This window comes from Zhongshania antarctica (assembly GCF_014202945.1).
Taxonomy (GTDB): domain Bacteria; phylum Pseudomonadota; class Gammaproteobacteria; order Pseudomonadales; family Spongiibacteraceae; genus Spongiibacter; species Spongiibacter antarcticus.
This window is the reverse complement of sequence record NZ_JACHHW010000011.1, coordinates 22,352-39,983: the sequence shown is the minus strand read 5'-3', so window position 1 is coordinate 39,983 and position 17,632 is coordinate 22,352. Positions and strand designations below refer to the sequence as shown.

At 52.1% G+C, this 17,632-nt stretch carries 15 protein-coding genes and 1 tRNA gene; 1 reads left to right on the top strand and 15 read right to left on the bottom strand.

The window, feature by feature from the left end; translation table 11 throughout:
- Positions 1–71: 71 nt before the first annotated feature.
- The 13 genes from rpsO to rlmE all read right to left on the bottom strand — a co-directional run bounded on the left by rpsO (position 72) and on the right by rlmE (position 13,368).
- Positions 72–341 (bottom strand): 30S ribosomal protein S15, encoded by a 270-nt coding sequence (gene rpsO / locus HNQ57_RS16015; RefSeq protein WP_008250520.1) that lies wholly within the window; start codon positions 339–341, stop codon positions 72–74.
- A gap of 152 nt (positions 342–493) precedes the next feature.
- Positions 494–1,423: a tRNA pseudouridine(55) synthase TruB gene (gene truB / locus HNQ57_RS16010; RefSeq protein ID WP_184464675.1), complete on the bottom strand. Its 930-nt coding sequence runs from the start codon at positions 1,421–1,423 to the stop codon at positions 494–496.
- A 2-nt stretch (positions 1,424–1,425) separates the two neighbouring features.
- Complete coding sequence (gene rbfA, locus HNQ57_RS16005) at positions 1,426–1,812, bottom strand: 30S ribosome-binding factor RbfA (protein WP_008250518.1); 387 nt, start codon at positions 1,810–1,812, stop codon at positions 1,426–1,428.
- Between the two features lie 28 nt (positions 1,813–1,840).
- Positions 1,841–4,717, bottom strand: coding sequence for a translation initiation factor IF-2 (gene infB / locus HNQ57_RS16000; RefSeq protein ID WP_184464674.1), 2,877 nt, complete (start codon positions 4,715–4,717; stop codon positions 1,841–1,843).
- A 30-nt stretch (positions 4,718–4,747) separates the two neighbouring features.
- Positions 4,748–6,250: a transcription termination factor NusA gene (gene nusA, locus HNQ57_RS15995; protein WP_184464673.1), complete on the bottom strand. Its 1,503-nt coding sequence runs from the start codon at positions 6,248–6,250 to the stop codon at positions 4,748–4,750.
- Positions 6,251–6,295: 45 nt separating this feature from the next.
- A complete protein-coding gene (gene rimP, locus HNQ57_RS15990; RefSeq protein WP_184464733.1) occupies positions 6,296–6,751 on the bottom strand; it encodes a ribosome maturation factor RimP in 456 nt (151 codons plus the stop codon).
- A gap of 418 nt (positions 6,752–7,169) precedes the next feature.
- Positions 7,170–7,255: transfer RNA gene (locus HNQ57_RS15985), tRNA-Leu, on the bottom strand.
- A gap of 10 nt (positions 7,256–7,265) precedes the next feature.
- Positions 7,266–7,649 (bottom strand): preprotein translocase subunit SecG, encoded by a 384-nt coding sequence (secG, locus tag HNQ57_RS15980; RefSeq protein WP_184464672.1) that lies wholly within the window; start codon positions 7,647–7,649, stop codon positions 7,266–7,268.
- Entirely contained in the window at positions 7,649–8,404 is a 756-nt protein-coding gene (gene tpiA, locus HNQ57_RS15975) for a triose-phosphate isomerase (RefSeq protein WP_184464671.1), read from the bottom strand. Before tpiA ends, secG begins: the two co-directional genes overlap by 1 nt.
- Before the next feature lie 71 nt (positions 8,405–8,475).
- Entirely contained in the window at positions 8,476–9,810 is a 1,335-nt protein-coding gene (gene glmM / locus HNQ57_RS15970) for a phosphoglucosamine mutase (RefSeq protein ID WP_184464670.1), read from the bottom strand.
- On the bottom strand, positions 9,803–10,678 hold the full coding sequence (folP, locus tag HNQ57_RS15965) for a dihydropteroate synthase (RefSeq protein WP_184464669.1): 876 nt from the start codon (positions 10,676–10,678) through the stop codon (positions 9,803–9,805). Before folP ends, glmM begins: the two co-directional genes overlap by 8 nt.
- Before the next feature lie 7 nt (positions 10,679–10,685).
- Positions 10,686–12,632, bottom strand: a complete 1,947-nt coding sequence (ftsH, locus tag HNQ57_RS15960) for an ATP-dependent zinc metalloprotease FtsH (RefSeq protein WP_184464731.1) — start codon at positions 12,630–12,632, stop codon at positions 10,686–10,688.
- Between the two features lie 112 nt (positions 12,633–12,744).
- Entirely contained in the window at positions 12,745–13,368 is a 624-nt protein-coding gene (gene rlmE, locus HNQ57_RS15955) for a 23S rRNA (uridine(2552)-2'-O)-methyltransferase RlmE (protein ID WP_184464668.1), read from the bottom strand.
- A 91-nt stretch (positions 13,369–13,459) separates the two neighbouring features.
- Between rlmE and HNQ57_RS15950 the strand changes: the two genes are divergently transcribed.
- Positions 13,460–13,768: a YhbY family RNA-binding protein gene (locus HNQ57_RS15950; protein ID WP_184464667.1), complete on the top strand. Its 309-nt coding sequence runs from the start codon at positions 13,460–13,462 to the stop codon at positions 13,766–13,768.
- 8 nt (positions 13,769–13,776) lie between these two features.
- Here HNQ57_RS15950 and greA read toward each other — a convergent pair whose 3' ends face one another.
- Together greA and carB are read right to left on the bottom strand one after the other, a co-directional pair.
- Positions 13,777–14,259, bottom strand: a complete 483-nt coding sequence (gene greA / locus HNQ57_RS15945) for a transcription elongation factor GreA (RefSeq protein ID WP_184464666.1) — start codon at positions 14,257–14,259, stop codon at positions 13,777–13,779.
- Positions 14,256–17,477, bottom strand: coding sequence for a carbamoyl-phosphate synthase large subunit (gene carB / locus HNQ57_RS15940; protein ID WP_184464665.1), 3,222 nt, complete (start codon positions 17,475–17,477; stop codon positions 14,256–14,258). Before carB ends, greA begins: the two co-directional genes overlap by 4 nt.
- Positions 17,478–17,632 lie beyond the last annotated feature (155 nt).

Genomic DNA, 17,632 nt, shown 5'->3' with positions numbered 1-17,632 from the left:
GAGTAATTCCTCCCAAAATAAGGATGATAAAAGTAATAAGGGGGCCTCTAAGGCCCCCTCACTTATTCTTCTTAGCGACGCAGACCTAAACGCTTGATCAGCTTGCTGTAACGCTCTTGGTTTTTACGCTTGAGGTAATCCAGCAATTTACGACGCTGGTTTACCATACGGATCAAACCACGACGTGAGTGGTGATCTTTTTTGTGGCCTTCGAAGTGACCTTGTAGCTTGTTAATATTGACGGTCAGCAGTGCAACTTGCACTTCTGGTGAACCAGTATCGCCTTCGGCGGTTTGGTAGTCTTTAACAACTTCAGCTTTCTCGACAGCAGATAATGCCATTTTTACATTCCTTAAGTACGAATATGCGTTTATCAATCGAGCCTGACCGCGCATATTTACAGTCAGGTTCGGAAGCCCAGAATCAACTCAAAGCTCCATTTTTCATATTGCGCGAGCTATTTTTGTGGCAGCTTCGCAAAATCAGCCGCGCATTATCCCATAGTTGAAAGTAAACGACGAGGCGTAACTCGCCCATCGTCTAAAATTTCACCAATTCCCATGAATTCGCCCTCATTACTGCTTAGGACGACCATGCCCTCGGTAGGCGCACCCGAGACCTGAACCGCCTGACCCTGCCGTAAATAATAGGCAGCGGTATCGCCAAGAGTGAGGGTATTCATATGCCCAAGCGCATCACTAATGGGCAGCAATAATGCGTCTAAACCCTCAAAATCCCCCGCATCACGCAGTGCTTGAATGGTTTCAGTCGTCACCACCTGAGCCTCGCAAAACGGCCCGGCCTGCAGGCGACGCAAGGTCGCCACGTGAGCACCCACACCCAAAGCGGCGCCCAAATCTTCGGCAAGCGAGCGTATATAAGTGCCTTTAGTGCACACCACACGCACCACCGCTTCCGCCAACGGCCCAGCAGTAAATGACTCTAGCTCAAATTCCCGAATTGTCACGGGCCGCGCCTCGCGCTCAACGGTAATACCCTTGCGCGCCAGAGTGTACAAGGGCTTACCATCGCGCTTAAGCGCAGAATACATCGGCGGTATCTGTAGAATATCACCGCGCAAGGTATCGATCTGAGCCTCAAGCTGTGCCGCGGTTATATTTGAAGCGTCTTGCTCAGCCAATATCTCACCTTGGGAATCACCGGTATCAGTCTGCTGACCAAATACAAAGGTGCTGCGGTATTCTTTATCCGCTTCCAGTAAGTATTGAGAAAATTTGGTCGCCTCGCCAAAGCACACCGGCAATACACCGGTAGCCAAGGGATCAAGCGCACCGGTGTGACCGGCTTTAGTAGCGTGGTAGATAGCGCGGGCGACAACCATCGCACCATTAGAAGAACGACCTGGGGGTTTATCCAGCACCAAGATGCCGTTAATCGGTCGCCCTTTACGAGCTTTTGCCAAAACTATTCCCCGTCATCTTCCGGGTAGCGGCTGCGGTCAGACGCGACCGCATCCTGAATCAATTTACTGATGTGTTGACCACGATTAATACTGCTATCGTAGTAAAAACGCAGCTGCGGGGTAGTCCGCGCATTATTGATTTTAGCCACTTGGCTGCGTAAAAAACCCGAAGCTTTATTGAGCACGTCTAAAGATTCCTTGGCCTCTTCGGCCGAATCTTTACCCATGACCGTGACGTAAATTTTGGCGTGACTCATGTCGCGACTGACTTCTGCATCAATCACGCTAACCATGCCAAGACGCGGGTCCCGAAGCTCTTTCTGGATAAAACTACCCAGTTCGCGCTTCAGGAAATCCGCAATACGTGCTGTGCGACTAAATTCTTTCAATTGACCTTATACCCCACGACGCGCGCCCTTAAAGGCTACGCGCGATTTCCTTCACTTCATAAACCTCGATCTTGTCACCGGGGCGTACATCTTTGTAGTTCTTAACGCCGATACCACACTCAGTACCGTTTTTAACTTCAGCAGCATCGTCCTTAAAGCGACGTAGCGACTCGAGTTCACCTTCGTAAATAACCACATCGGCACGTAACACACGGATGCGCTTATTGCGGTAAACCGTACCTTCAATAACCATACAGCCAGCAATATCACCAAACTTAGGCGAACGGAACACGTCACGCACTTCAGCAACACCAACAATCTCTTCGCGCATTTCTGGGCTAAGCATACCGGTCAGAGCGGCTGTTACATCATCGATAACGTCGTAGATGACGCTGTAGTAACGCAGATCGACACCTTCGTTCTCAGCTAATTTACGCGCGCTAGAGTCAGCGCGGACGTTAAAGCCGAACATCACCGCACCAGAAGTCAGTGCCAAGTTAACGTCAGTTTCAGTAATACCACCGACACCGGCAGAAACAATATTAACGTTAACTTCTTCGTTACCGATATCCATCAAAGACGCTTGCAAGGCTTCTAGTGACCCGCGAACATCGGTTTTTAAGACGATATTCAAAATCCGGCGCTCGGCGGTTTCCATGCTTTCAAACATGCGATCTAGCTTAGCGGCTTGCTGGCGCTTAATTCGCTGCTCGCGTTCGCGAACCTGACGGAAGTCAGCAACTTCGCGGGCACGCTTATCGTTTTCGACGACCACAAAGCTGTCACCCGCATCTGGGGTGCCATCAAGACCGAGTATCTCTACTGGAATCGACGGGCCGGCTTCTTTCACTGGCTTGCCATTTTCGTCCATCATGGCGCGAACACGCCCGCTGCACTGACCAGCCAAGACGATATCGCCCTGCTTTAAAGTACCGCTTTGGATCAGCAAGGATGCAACCGCACCGCGGCCTTTATCCAAACGAGATTCAATGACCAAGCCCTGTGCTGGCAGATCAGGCGCCGCCTTCAACTCAAGCAATTCAGCCTGTAACAGCACCGAGTCAAGCAGTTTGTCAATGCCTTCACCAGAGTGCGCAGAAACATACACAAACTGTGTGTCGCCGCCCCACTCTTCAGAAATTACATTGCGCTGAGAAAGCTCGTTTTTAACGCGCTCAGGGTCAGCTCCCTCTTTATCCATCTTATTCACTGCAACAACCAAGGGTACACCCGCGGCTCTAGCGTGAGTAATCGCTTCTTCGGTCTGCGGCATTACGCCGTCGTCCGCTGCCACGACGAGAATAACAATATCTGTACTCTTGGCACCACGAGCACGCATTTGGGTAAATGCCGCGTGACCAGGGGTGTCGAGGAAGGTGATCATGCCGTGACCAGTTTCAACGTGGTAGGCACCGATGTGCTGGGTAATACCACCCGCCTCACCGCTGGCAACCTTGGCTTTACGAATATAATCGAGTAGCGAGGTTTTGCCGTGGTCAACGTGACCCATAACGGTAACTACCGGTGCACGGGCAACCATGGTTCCGGCGCCGCGAGCGCCAAGCGTCTCTTCCAACGCTTCTTCTACCGCGTCTTCAGAAACCAACTTAACTGTGTGGCCCATTTCCTCAACAACCAGCTGAGCAGTGTCCTGATCAATAGGCTGATTGATGGTAACCATCAAGCCCATTTTAATCATTTCCTTAATAACTTCAGCGGCCTTCACCTTCATTTGCTGAGCTAGCTCAGCAGCGGTGGTGGTTTCGCCAACATTAACGGCGTAGACAATTTTATCTGTCGGCGCGTTAAAAGCGTGACGCTGTGCATCATCTGGCAGTTTAAGGGTTTTCTTCTTACGGCGACCGCCACCGGCAAAACTGCCGTCGAAATCATCACGCTTGTTACCGCGAGACTTACCGCCTTTACGACGCGGACGATCATCATCTCCGGCAGCAGCTGGCGCTGCGGCGGCACGACGATGATGGCGTGGCGCGGGTTTATCGTCACCGGGCTTGGCATCGGCTACAGCTGGTGCTGGACCCGCGCCTTTATCCGCGCTAGCAGGACTTGGCGCTGCAGCGGCTTTTTTGCGTGCTATGCGTTCGTCTTCATCGCGCTTCTTCTCAGCAACTACCGCGGCGCGACGCTCTTTAACCCGCTCTTCTTCTGCCTTGCGACGCAATATAGCGCGCTGGCGAAGCACTTCTGGGTCGACATCTAAAACGTTCTCGACCACTTCGCGATATTCGTCAGTTTTATTGGCTGGCGCTGGCTTGGCAACTTCCGCTACCGGCTCGTCAGCAACAACCTGCTCTGGCGCAGGCTTTTCTTCTGCAACAGGAGGCTCAGCCTTAACTGGTTTAGCTTTCACTGGCTCAGCTTTAACCGGCTCAGCCTTCGCCACTTCCGGCTCAGGAGTCGGCTCTGGCACTTTTTCAGCTTCGACCGCAACCGGCTCTGCCGCTTTTTCTGCGGGTTCAACCTTCGCTGGTGCCTCAGCCACAACGGGTTCTGCGACAACTTCCGCAGCCGCTTTCGGTTCGTCTGCTGGCGCATCGCCGCGCAGCAGCGCTTCTTCAGCCGCCGCTTCCGCGGCCATCTCTGCAGGATCGCGTTTCACGTAAGTGCGCTTTTTACGCACTTCAATATTTACAGTCTTTTTGCCCGCGCCCGAACCCGTTTTTAAGGTGCTCAGGGTTTTGCGCTTCAGCGTAATTTGCTGGGGGGCCTCGGCTGATTCTCCGTGGCTCCGCTTTAAGAAAGTCAGCAGGGTTTGCTTGTCTTCATCGGACACAGCTTGTTGAGCAGCACTGTGTGACAGGCCCGCTTCTTTCATTTGTCGCAGCAGACGCTCGACAGGTGCGCCAACGACTTCTGCTAGCTGGCTCACGGTAACTTCAGCCATTCATCATTCTCCCAAAACGGTACGACTCGCTTATTTTGCAGATTCTTCTTCGTCTGCAAACCACGGAGCACGAGCAGTCATAATCAACTCTCCGGCCCGTTCTTTAGTCATATCTTCAATGTCGAGAAGATCTTCAACAGCCTGTTCGGCCAGATCTTCCATCGTTACTACGCCACGGCTGGCAAGAATGAACGCTAGATGTTTTTCCATCCCGTCCATTGTCAACAAGTCTTCAGCCGGCTCGGCACTTTCCAAAACTTCTTCGCTAGCAATTGCTTGCGTCAGCAGTGCATCTTTCGCTCTAGCCCGCAGTTCTTGGGCCAAATCTTCGTCAAAGCCATCAATTGACATCATTTCTTCTAAAGGAACATAGGCCACCTCTTCCAGCGTGGTGAAACCTTCCTCTACCAAAACCTCTGCAATGTCTTCGCCAACATCTAGGGCTTCAACAAAATAACTAATGATATGACTCGATTCTTGTTCGTGCTTGGCAGACATTTCCTCAATGCTCATCACATTGATTGTCCAGCCCGTCAACTGACCCGCAAGACGGACGTTCTGTCCAGCCCGACCAATCGCCTGTGCTAAATTATCATCTGCTACACCAACGTCCATGGTGTGGGTATCTTCGTCAACTACAATCGACTCCACTTCAGCAGGGGCCATCGCATTGATAACGAGCTGAGCTGGGTTGTCGTCCCACAAAATGATATCGACACGCTCGTTGCCAAGCTCACCAGAAACCGCCTGCACTCGTGAACCACGCATACCTACGCAGGCGCCAACGGGGTCAATACGACCATCGTTAGTTTTCACGGCGATCTTAGCGCGCGAGCCTGGATCGCGCGCTGCAGCACGAATCTCAATAACTTCTTCGTTAACTTCAGGCACTTCAATTTTGAAGAGTTCAATTAACATCTCAGGGCAAGCGCGACTCAAGAATAATTGCGGGCCGCGGGCCTCGGGGCGAACATCGGCCAATATAGCGCGCACACGATCATTGATGCGGAACACTTCCCGCCCAACTAATTCTTCACGTGGCAATAAGGCTTCAGCGTTGCCACCTAAATCAACAATAATACTGTCGCGGGTGACTTTCTTAACCGTGCCGTTGATTAACTCACCAACGCGATCTTTGTATTCGTCGACGATCTGTGCGCGTTCGGCCTCACGAACCTTCTGCACAATAACCTGCTTGGCAGTTTGTGCAGCAATACGACCAAAGCCAACGTTCTCAACGATTTCTTCGTGAGTATCACCAGCTTTAAGGTCCGCACTATATTCGCGAGCTTCTTCGGTTGTTAACTGTGTCCCGAGTAATGCCATTTCGTCATCAGGCATAACCAACCAGCTCCGAAAAGTCTGGTAATCACCGGTAACACGGTCAATAACCACACGGATCTCAGAGTCTTCGTCGTAGCGTTTTTTCGCTGCTGTCGCCAAGGCCTGCTCAATGGCCTCGAAAATAATGGTCTTAGACACACCCTTCTCGTTAGAGACGGCCTCAACTACCAATAATATTTCTTTACTCATTATCCGCCTCTTTCCGCAGCCGGCTATTGAAATTAGCGCGTCCGATTAAAATCGGGGCACAACATTCGCTTTATCAATCTGATCAAAGGGCAGCAAATACTCATGCTCCTCCACCGTCAGTACCACATCGCCATCTTCGATCCCCGTTAGGCGACCAAGGAATTTACGGCGCCCATCAAAAGGGACCCGCAATCGAACATTGATATCGCTACCAATGTACTGGGCATACTGTTCGGGCGTATACAACGGCCGATCCATGCCCGGCGACGAAACCTCAAGATTATATTCTCCGGCTATTGGATCTTCGACATCCAACACACCACTAATCTGATGACTCACCTTGGCGCAGTCGTCCACGCCAATGCCTTTCTCGCTGTCGATATACACTCGCAGCAAAGTATGACGCCCCTGAGACTGATGATCCAAGCCCCACAGCTCATAACCCAGCGCTTCCACGCCAGGCCTAATTAACTCTTCAATTTTGACGGTCTTACCGGACAAGATCACTACCCACCAATAAAAAATGGGCCCAAGGCCCACTCGAAATTCCTTAACGCATGCCCCGTGGCAATACGAAAAAGCCCCTGTACAAGGGGCTTTTGAAAACTTCTGATCACCCCTAGGAAACCGTACATCCTAGGTCTAAAGCCCGCTCGCCACTATCGCGCTACCGACCCACTATCAGGAGGCCGCATTATAGTCGCTGCGCCTATACAGGTCAAGCTAGTAACACGGCGCACTGCGAGAGGTCAGCTTAATCCACAACAACCTCTACCCGTCAAATAAACACCCATAACAAGCGCCAACTACCACCGAAATAGCCACCAACTCAAAGGGGGCCCAACGCGAATCCGCGAAGCAACCCCCGCCGCACAAACGAAAAAAAGGGCTATCGCTTGTGGCGATAACCCTTTTTATTTGGTGCCGAAGGCGGGACTTGAACCCGCACGAGCAATGCTCACCACCCCCTCAAGATGGCGTGTCTACCAATTTCACCACTTCGGCTAAACTTTTACTACAAACCTGCTTCCGGCATTTCTTCACTGGCCGGCATATCCATCGGCAACTCTTCAGACTGAGCAGGCATAGTCCCATCACCCACTGGCGCCACGTCGCGACTTTCTTGCAACTCAGGAATATCGACAATAATGTCTTCTGAGCCACCGCTGCGCTGCTTGGCAACATACGCCAATGACAAACTGGTTATGAAGAAAACCGTTGCCAATATGGCTGTGGCGCGAGTTAAAACATTACCGCTGCCACTGCTGCCAAAAATAGTTTGCGAGGCACCAGAACCAAAAGAGGCCCCCATGTCCGCGCCCTTACCCTGCTGAACCAGAATCAGACCAATGATCGACAAACCAGCCAACACATGTACGATTAAAATTGCTTGTTCCATTACTCCGCCGCCCGACATATTGCGGAAAATTCCTGCGCATCAAGTGATGCACCGCCTACTAAACCGCCATCAATATCCGCCTGCGCGAATAATTCACCTGCATTGGCCGCCTTAACACTGCCGCCGTACAGAATTCTTAAACCCTTCGCCAAGGGCTCATCTTTTTTCGCAAACAAGGCACGGATAAATGCGTGCACCTCTTGAGCCTGCGATGGCGTCGCCGTCTTGCCAGTACCAATTGCCCACACCGGTTCGTAGGCAACCACGATACTGCGCATATCCTCAATGCTTAATACTGCAAACACTGACTGAAGCTGCTCAGCGATTACTTCTAAGGTCGCACCATTATCGCGCTGACCTTCCGTCTCACCCACGCAAACTATCGGCGTTAAGCCCTGCGCTAAAGCTTGTTTCGTCTTTTGGGCAACACGCTCATTACTATCTTGATACATGGCGCGACGCTCGGAGTGACCAACAATCACATACCGGCATCCTGCGTCAGCCAACATGCCCGCAGACACCTCGCCAGTGAAAGCACCCTCACCGGCTTGCTCACACACATTCTGCGCGCCGACCGCGACTGGCGAACCAGACATACCCTCAACAACGCGCGCAATATACACTGAGGGCGGAAACACCGCGATATCAACACCGGGTTCCGACGGGAGTGCGGCTCTTAAATTCGCCATTAATTTTCCAATGCTGGCGCTATCGCCATACATCTTCCAATTACCTGCTACGAGACTACTCCGCATGCCATTTCCCTTAGCGCAAAATGGGCGCCAATCTTACATAAACTTATAAATACATACAAGGAGACGAGCGCTTAAGATGAAAGCTTTCTCACCTTATCGGCTAGACGCTGACAAAGTGCCGCAACCTGCGTGGCATCTTCACCCTCAACCATGACCCGCAACAGCGGCTCAGTTCCAGAAGCGCGCAATAATACCCTGCCTCGCCCTGCTAATTCCAGCTCAACCGCCTCAACTGCAGCGACTAATTCACTATTTTTTAGATCAACAGGTGAATTAATGCGCACATTCTCCATTATTTGCGGAAACTTACTCACTGGCGCCCTCAATTCCGCCAAGCTCTTGCCGCTGCCGACGATTGCGCCAACCACTTTCAAGGCCGCTACAATGCCATCACCGGTGGTACTCACATCAGCGCAAATAATGTGTCCCGAGTTTTCGCCACCCAAGTCCCAGTCCAGCGCGTTCATTCGCTCTTTTACATAACGGTCGCCAACATTCGCGCGCTCAAAGCCAACACCTAAATCTTTTAAGGCCAACTCAAAACCCAGGTTCGACATCAGTGTCCCCACTACACCAGGGCAAGCCTTACCTCGACGCAAACGCTCAGCAGCGATAATAAACAACAACTCGTCACCATCAACCAAATCGCCATTGGCGTCGACAAATAAAACGCGATCACCATCACCATCGAAGGCAATACCAAAGTCCGCTGCCTCATCAGCAACGCGCTGCTGCAATGCTACTGGATGGGTGGAGCCCACATCAGCGTTAATATTTAATCCATTAGGGGAGGCTCCCATGACAACCACCTCTGCGCCCAACTCAGTAAACACCGCAGGGGCGACGTGGTAGGTTGCACCATGAGCGCAATCAAGCACGATTATCAGCCCCTTTAAGGACAGACCAGACGCTACCGTTGACTTGCAATATTCAATATAGCGACCTGCCGCGTCATCAATACGCCGCACCTTGCCAAGGTCTGCAGACGCCACCGTGGTCATAGTGAGATCAACAGCTGACTCAATGGCAAGCTCAACATCATCAGCCAGCTTGCTACCATCACCTGAAAAGAACTTAATGCCATTATCGTAATAGGGGTTATGACTCGCGCTAATAACAATACCGGCGCGCGCCTGAAACGTCCGGGTCAAATAGGCAATAGCCGGCGTTGGCATGGGCCCTAACAACAACACATCAACGCCAGCAGCAACCAGCCCCGCCTCCAGCGCCGACTCAAACATATAACCGGAAATGCGCGTGTCTTTACCAATTAAAACTTTGCTGCGCCCCTCTCGGGCAAACACCTGCCCAACAGCCCAACCCAACTTAAGAACAAATTCTGGAGTAATTGCACCCTCCCCAACTCGCCCACGGACACCGTCGGTGCCAAAATATTTTCTAGTCATTTTTTATTTTCTCAAATTTCAAAGCCTGCGCTACCCGCACGGCATCAACAGTTTCCTTAACATCGTGAACCCGAATAATATGAGCGCCGCGCTCCACGGCCATCGCCGCCATTGCCACACTTCCGGCCAAGCGCTCGCCCACCGGCCGCCCCGTAAGGTCGCCAATCATCGACTTGCGAGACACCCCGACCAATATCGGGTAACCCCACGCCACCATGTCCGGCAAGCGCCGAAACAACTCCAGATTATGGGCAAGCGTCTTTGCAAAGCCAAAACCCGGATCGAGCACAATCCGCTCAGAAGCGATACCGGCGCTGACACACGCATCAATACGCTGGCTCAAAAAGGCATCCACCTCCGCCGCGATATCTCGATACGCAGGGTTATTCTGCATCGATACAGGCTCGCCCTGCATATGCATAAGACACACCGGCAAGCCGCTAGTCGCCGCCGCTTGCATGGCATTTGGCCGCTGCAGGGCACGCACATCATTAATGAGCCCCGCGCCTAAAGCGGCGCTTTCGCGCATAACAGTCGCATTGCTGGAATCCACAGAAATAACCACATCAAAGCGCTGCGCAATGGCCTCGACCACTGGCAACACCCGCCGACATTCTTCAGCCTCCGACACCGGCGTGGCACCCGGGCGAGTAGATTCGCCGCCGACATCAATCAGGCTGGCGCCCTCCGCGCAGGCTAAATCAACTTGCGCCAAGATTTTATCGAGCAAAGCGGAACCGGCGTGGTATTTACCGCCATCAGAGAAGGAGTCAGGAGTAACATTAATGATCGCCATAACCTGCGGCTCGCGCAGGTCTAAAAGGCGATCACCGCAGCGTAGCTGCGATGAGGATTGAAAATTGTGCATTGCCGACCTAGTGATCACTCACCGAGTCAACGAAAGGATCTTCAGGACGATCTTTCTTGTCCGCCTTAGGCGCCGGATCTTCATCGACCTCTTCCTTCACCGCGCGCCCACCGCGACGATCATCATCGTCCCATCCCGCAGGTTTACGCGGAGTGCGACCATTCATAATATCGTCGATTTGCTTGGCATCAATGGTCTCATAAAGCATCAAGGCATCAGCCATAACGTCTAATTTACCACGATGTTCTTCCAGAATTTTACGGGCTGCGGCATAGCACTCGTCAATAATACGACGCACTTCTTCATCGATCTGCCGCGCGGTTTCACCAGAATGCCCCTTACCGGCTTGACCTGCAGAGCGACCAAGAAAGACTTCTTCCTCAGCGTCGTCATACATCAGCGGCCCCATCTTGTCGGACAGGCCCCACTTAGTCACCATTTTGCGAGCAATATCGGTGGCGCGCTGAATATCATTTGATGCACCCGTGGTCACACCGTCTGGCCCCAAGGTCATTTCTTCGGCAATACGACCGCCAAACAAAGAACAAATTTGGCTGATAATATGACGGCGACTCAAACTGTAACGATCTTCCTCAGGCAGGAACATGGTGACGCCCAAAGCGCGGCCACGAGGAATAATACTGACCTTATAAACCGGGTCGTGCTCAGGCACGGTGCGACCGACAATCGCGTGACCGGCTTCGTGGTAGGCCGTATTCAATTTTTCTTTGTCTGACATCACCATGGATTTGCGCTCGGCGCCCATCATGATCTTGTCTTTAGCTAAATCAAATTGCGACATGCTGACCAAGCGCAGATTACTGCGGGCCGCGAACAGCGCCGCTTCGTTTGCCAAGTTAGCCAAATCTGCGCCCGAGAACCCAGGCGTGCCGCGCGCAATAACAGATGCCTCAACATCATCACCCAGAGGCAATTTGCGCATATGCACTTTTAAGATTTGCTCGCGACCGCGAATATCCGGCAGACCAACAGTCACCTGACGGTCAAAACGACCTGGACGCAGCAGCGCGGGGTCGAGCACATCGGGGCGGTTAGTTGCAGCGATAACAATAACGCCGTCATTGGCTTCAAAACCGTCCATTTCAACCAGCAACTGGTTCAAGGTTTGCTCACGCTCGTCGTGACCACCACCCATACCGGCACCACGATGGCGACCGACGGCATCGATCTCATCAATAAAGATAATACACGGCGCCTGCTTTTTAGCCTGCTCGAACATGTCACGAACACGAGAGGCACCGACACCGACAAACATTTCAACAAAGTCAGAACCAGAGATAGAGAAGAACGGCACCTTAGCTTCACCAGCAATCGCCTTGGCAAGCAAAGTTTTACCGGTACCCGGTGGACCCACCATCAACACACCACGGGGAATACGACCACCCAAGCGCTGAAACTTACCTGGGTCGCGCAAGAACTCAACCAGCTCTTGCACATCTTCTTTGGCTTCATCTACGCCCGCCACATCGGCGAAGGTCGTTTTAATTTGATCCTCACTGAGCAAACGCGCCTTGCTCTTGCCAAAGGCCATCGGACCACCTTTGCCACCACCAGCACCACCTTGCATCTGGCGCATAAAGAACATGAAAATCGCCAAGATGATTAAAATTGGGAAGCTAGCCACCAGCAATTGCGTCCACAAGCTCTGACGCTCAGGCTTAGTGCCTTCGACGACGACGTCGTGCTGGAGTAAATCATCAATGAGCTTGGGATCATCAAGCAACGGCCGCACGGTTTCAAAGCGGCTCTTATCCGCCCGCTCACCGCTGATCATCAAGCCGTCAATGACCACCTTTTTGACCCGCTCATTCTGGACTTCAGAAATGAATTGGGAGTAATTAAGCTGCTCTGTTGGCTGCTGAACGCTGAAATTATTAAACACCGTCAATAAAACAGCGGCGATAACCAGCCACAACAGTAAATTCTTTGCCATATCGTTCAAAAACCGATCCTCACGCTGCACTGTTTGCAGAGGCTGCAAACGGGAAAAATGCCCGGATATCTGCCCACTCTACACCATTAATCCGACACCCTCTACGCAATATTCAAGCGCGCAGACCAGTGGCCACCAAATACACTTCCCGCGATCTCGGCCGTGATGCCGCCGGTTTGCGGGTCACCACTTTGCTAAATCGCCCGCGAAGCATACGCATATACTCATCGAAACCTTCACCCTGAAATATCTTAGTGGCAAAGCTTCCACCTGGCCGAAGTACTATTCCCGCCATATCCAGCGCCAGCTCACACAAATACATAGATTGCGGCTGGTCAACATCTCTCATACCACTCATGTTTGGGGCCATATCTGAGATTACAAGGTCTGCCTTGCTATTTCCCAAGTGCGCCATCAATTCATCAATGACTTCTTGCTCAGTAAAATCACCCCGCACAAACTCGACCCCAGCGATGGAATCCATCTCCAAAATGTCGGAGGCCAACACCCGGCCATGGTGCCCAACCAGCATGGCCGCGACCTGCGACCAACCACCTGGCGCACTACCGAGATCGACGACACACATACCCGGCTTAATCAGGCGGTCTTTTTCCTGAATTTCGAGCAATTTATAACAGGCTCTGGAACGATAGCCGTCACGCTGAGCCATTTTGACGTACTGATCGTCAAAATGTTCCTTCAGCCACGCACCGCTGGATCCTTTAGGTTTCGCCACACTAACTCCATTATTAGCGAGATTTGAGATACCGACTGGGCGCACTTTCTAGTAAAATAAGCGCCCACGCTCTTTCCCGGTTCGATATATTATGCCCAAATTCAGCGCCAGCGATAAAAAACACTTACGCAGCATCGGTCACAAACTCAGCCCTGTTGTTATGATTGCCGACAAGGGGCTTAGTGAAAGCGTAGCGCTGGAGCTAGACCGCGCACTCGACGACCACGAATTGATTAAAGTTAAGGTCAATATAGCTGAGCCAACTGAACGCCGCGCGCTAATCGATCAACTGTGTAAAGCGCATAAAGCGCTGCTGATTCAGGCTATCGGCAAGATAGCGCTGATTTATCGTCCAGCGAAAACCCCAAACCCGAAATTATCTAATCTACTTCGGGCTTGAGTTAGCGCTCACTCGGCAAGGTGCTCGACCTTGTCGATTTCGTACTCAATGTTGCCACTTGGCGCGACGACTACCGCGACATCCCCCACCTCTTTACCAATTAAGGCGCGGGCTATAGGTGAGGTCACCGAGATTTTACCGATTTTCACATTGGCTTCATCTTCGCCAACAATACGGTAAGTCACTTCTTCGTCGGTTTCGCAGTTAATTAGCGATACTGTCGTGCCAAAAATCACTTTACCGGTATAGGGAATGGTAGTGATATCAATCACCCGCACGCCACCCAGCTTACCTTCAATTTCTTGAATCCGACCTTCACAAAAGCCCTGCTGGTCGCGGGCGGCGTGATACTCGGCATTTTCTTTCAAATCGCCGTGGGCACGAGCCTCGGCAATCGCCTGCGTAATGCGCGGGCGATCAATCGATTTTAGTTTTTTTAACTCATCGCGCAGCGCTTTTTCGCCAGCAACGGTCATTGGCAATAAACTCATTGCATCAACCCCATATGAACATCTTGTAAGCGGCGTACGGTTTTCTCTTCGCCAAACACCAGCGCCTGGCAAATAGCCTCGGCACCCGCCAAGGTCGTTGTATAGCTCACCTTATTGGCCAGTGCACTACGACGAATCAGTGACGAATCCGCAATTGCCTGCTTACCTTCTGTAGTATTAATAATCAGATCGACATCGCCATTCTTCACCATATCAACAATATGGGGGCGGCCTTCTAATACCTTATTAACACGCTGACATTTAAGGCCCGCTTCCGTCAAGACCTTGTGAGTACCACGGGTTGCCAACAAGCTAAAGCCAAGTTCAACTAATTGACTCGCCACGGCGATCGCACCGGCTTTATCGGGATCGCGAACACTAATAAATGCCTTGCCACTCGTTGGGAATACTTCACCGGCACCGACCGCCGCTTTAGCAAAAGCTTCGGCAAAGGTTTCGCCCAAGCCCATCACTTCACCAGTCGATTTCATTTCTGGCCCAAGAATAGGATCAACGCCGGGGAATTTATTGAAGGGGAAAACCGCTTCTTTAACAGCAAAGTACTTAGGAATACGCTCTTCGGTAAAGTCCTGGTCGGCCAAGCTCGTACCAGCCATGCAGCGCGCCGCAACTTTGGCGAGCGAAATACCAATACACTTAGACACGAAGGGCACCGTACGTGAAGCGCGAGGGTTAACCTCAATCACGTAGATTTCACCATCCTGCACTGCCAGCTGCACGTTCATCAAACCCACCACGCCCAATTCCAGCGCCATGGCTTTAACGATTTCGCGCATGCGATCCTGGACATCCGCATCCAGCGAGTAAGGCGGCAATGAACACGCGGAGTCACCAGAGTGAACGCCCGCCTGCTCGATATGCTGCATGATCGCGCCGATCACCACATGCTTGCCATCGGACACAGCGTCAAGGTCAACCTCAACCGCCGCATTCAAAAAGTGGTCAAGCAATACTGGCGAGTCGTTAGACACCCGCACCGCTTCACGCATATAGCGCTCAAGCTCTTCTTCTTTATAGACAATTTCCATGGCCCGGCCACCTAATACATAGGATGGACGCACAACCAAAGGATAGCCGATTTCAGCCGCCGCCCGCAGTGCCGCTTCTTCTGAGCGCACGGTAGTATTCGGTGGCTGCTTGATATTTAAACGCTGCAGCATCTGCTGAAAACGCTCACGATCTTCAGCGCGGTCAATCGCGTCTGGCGTTGTACCAATAATCGGCACGCCAGCGGCCTCAAGGTCACGGGCCAATTTCAGCGGAGTTTGGCCGCCAAACTGCACGATAACGCCCTTTGGCTTCTCTTTGGCAACGATTTCGAGCACGTCTTCCAGCGTCACCGGCTCAAAATACAGGCGATCTGAAATATCGTAATCGGTTGATACGGTCTCAGGGTTACAGTTGACCATAATGGTCTCGTAACCATCTTCACGCATCGCCAGCGCCGCGTGAACGCAGCAGTAATCGAACTCAATACCCTGACCAATGCGGTTGGGGCCACCACCGATAACAAGAATCTTCTCACGATCCGACGGGTTAGACTCGCACTCCTCCTCGTAGGTCGAATACATATAGGCAGTAGACGTCGCGAACTCTGCCGCACAGGTGTCTACGCGCTTGTACACGGGGTGAATATCAAGGCTATGACGCAGGCCGCGCAGCTGTTTTTCGCTCACTGCCAGTAGTACTGCCAAACGCTGATCTGAAAAGCCTTTGCGCTTCAAACGCCACATCATGTCTTTGGTGATATCCGCCAAAGCCACGGTTTTCAAAGAATTTTCAGTTTTAACAATGTCTTCAATCTGTACGAGGAACCAAGGATCGATCCACGAGTGCTCAAAGACTTCTTCAACGCTCATACCGGAGCGGAAGGCGTCAGCAACAAACCAAATCCGCTCTGGGCCCGGGTTGGTCAATTCAGCAATCAGAATATCTTTGGCGTCGTCACGGTCAGTGTCAATCTGGTGTTCAAAACCGGCAGAGCCCACTTCCAAACCGCGCAGGGCTTTTTGCAGGGATTCTTGGAAGGTACGACCAATCGCCATTACTTCGCCGACAGATTTCATCTGAGTGTGCAGACGGGTCTGGGCTTCACCGAATTTTTCAAAGGTGAAACGCGGAATTTTGGTAACCACGTAGTCGATAGCTGGCTCAAAAGACGCGGGGGTCGCGCCACCAGTAATTTCGTTCTGCAATTCGTCGAGGGTATAACCAATCGCCAATTTCGCTGCCACACGGGCAATCGGGAAGCCCGTCGCTTTCGACGCTAGCGCCGAAGAGCGGCTAACCCGCGGGTTCATCTCAATAACCACCAAGCGACCCGTGTGCGGCTCCATACCAAACTGCACGTTAGAACCGCCCGTTTCAACGCCGATCTCACGCAGTACCGCGCACGAGGCGTTACGCATGATTTGATATTCTTTGTCGGTCAGGGTCTGTGCTGGCGCAACGGTGATGGAGTCGCCGGTGTGCACGCCCATAGGGTCGAAGTTTTCAATCGCGCAGACAATAATACAATTGTCGTTCTTGTCGCGAACCACTTCCATTTCAAATTCTTTCCAGCCAATCAAGCTTTCGTCAATCAACAGCTCATTGGTGGGCGACAGATCTAAACCGCGGGTACAGATCTCAATAAATTCTTCTTTGTTATACGCGATACCGCCGCCGGAGCCGCCCATGGTGAAACTGGGACGAATAATCGCGGGGAAACCGATAGAGTCCTGCACCTGCAGAGCCTCTTCCATGCTGTGAGCAATGGCCGAGCGCGGTGTAGCCAAGCCGATGCGTTTCATGGCTTTATCGAATAACTGACGGTCTTCCGCCATGTCGATAGAGTCTTTGGTGGCACCGATCATTTCTACGCCGTATTTCGCCAATACGCCTTCGCGATCCAGATCCAGCGCACAGTTCAGTGCGGTCTGACCGCCCATGGTCGGCAGCAGTGCGTCGGGACGCTCTTTTTCAATGATCTTGGCAACCGTCTCCCACACCACCGGCTCGATATACGTGGCATCAGCCATCGACGGATCGGTCATGATTGTCGCGGGGTTCGAGTTTACCAAAATAACGCGAAAGCCCTCTTCGCGAAGCGCTTTACACGCCTGGGCGCCGGAGTAGTCAAACTCACAGGCCTGACCGATAACAATCGGACCAGCACCGAGGATGAGGATGCTTTGAATATCAGTTCTTTTTGGCATAAGTTCTAATCATCTGGCTCTGTGCTTCGTTACAAAAAGTCGGACGCCGGAAGCTGGACGTCGGACGCTAAAGTCGGGCGCGATCCTGTTTTTTCTCATCCGACGTCAGACTCCCGACGCCAGACCAGAAAAACCGCATACAAAACCGCAAGGCC

Excerpts from the sequence above, each read along its gene's own strand:
- tpiA (WP_184464671.1), bottom strand. The coding sequence starts at position 8,404 with ATGCGGAGTAGTCTCGTAGCAGGTAATTGGAAGATGTATGGCGATAGC.
- rpsO (WP_008250520.1), bottom strand. The coding sequence starts at position 341 with ATGGCATTATCTGCTGTCGAGAAAGCTGAAGTTGTTAAAGACTACCAA.
- nusA (WP_184464673.1), bottom strand. The coding sequence starts at position 6,250 with ATGAGTAAAGAAATATTATTGGTAGTTGAGGCCGTCTCTAACGAGAAG.
- folP (WP_184464669.1), bottom strand. The coding sequence starts at position 10,678 with ATGCACAATTTTCAATCCTCATCGCAGCTACGCTGCGGTGATCGCCTT.
- HNQ57_RS15950 (WP_184464667.1), top strand. The coding sequence starts at position 13,460 with ATGCCCAAATTCAGCGCCAGCGATAAAAAACACTTACGCAGCATCGGT.
- secG (WP_184464672.1), bottom strand. The coding sequence starts at position 7,649 with ATGGAACAAGCAATTTTAATCGTACATGTGTTGGCTGGTTTGTCGATC.
- infB (WP_184464674.1), bottom strand. The coding sequence starts at position 4,717 with ATGGCTGAAGTTACCGTGAGCCAGCTAGCAGAAGTCGTTGGCGCACCT.
- ftsH (WP_184464731.1), bottom strand. The coding sequence starts at position 12,632 with ATGGCAAAGAATTTACTGTTGTGGCTGGTTATCGCCGCTGTTTTATTG.
- carB (WP_184464665.1), bottom strand. The coding sequence starts at position 17,477 with ATGCCAAAAAGAACTGATATTCAAAGCATCCTCATCCTCGGTGCTGGT.
- glmM (WP_184464670.1), bottom strand. The coding sequence starts at position 9,810 with ATGACTAGAAAATATTTTGGCACCGACGGTGTCCGTGGGCGAGTTGGG.
- greA (WP_184464666.1), bottom strand. The coding sequence starts at position 14,259 with ATGAGTTTATTGCCAATGACCGTTGCTGGCGAAAAAGCGCTGCGCGAT.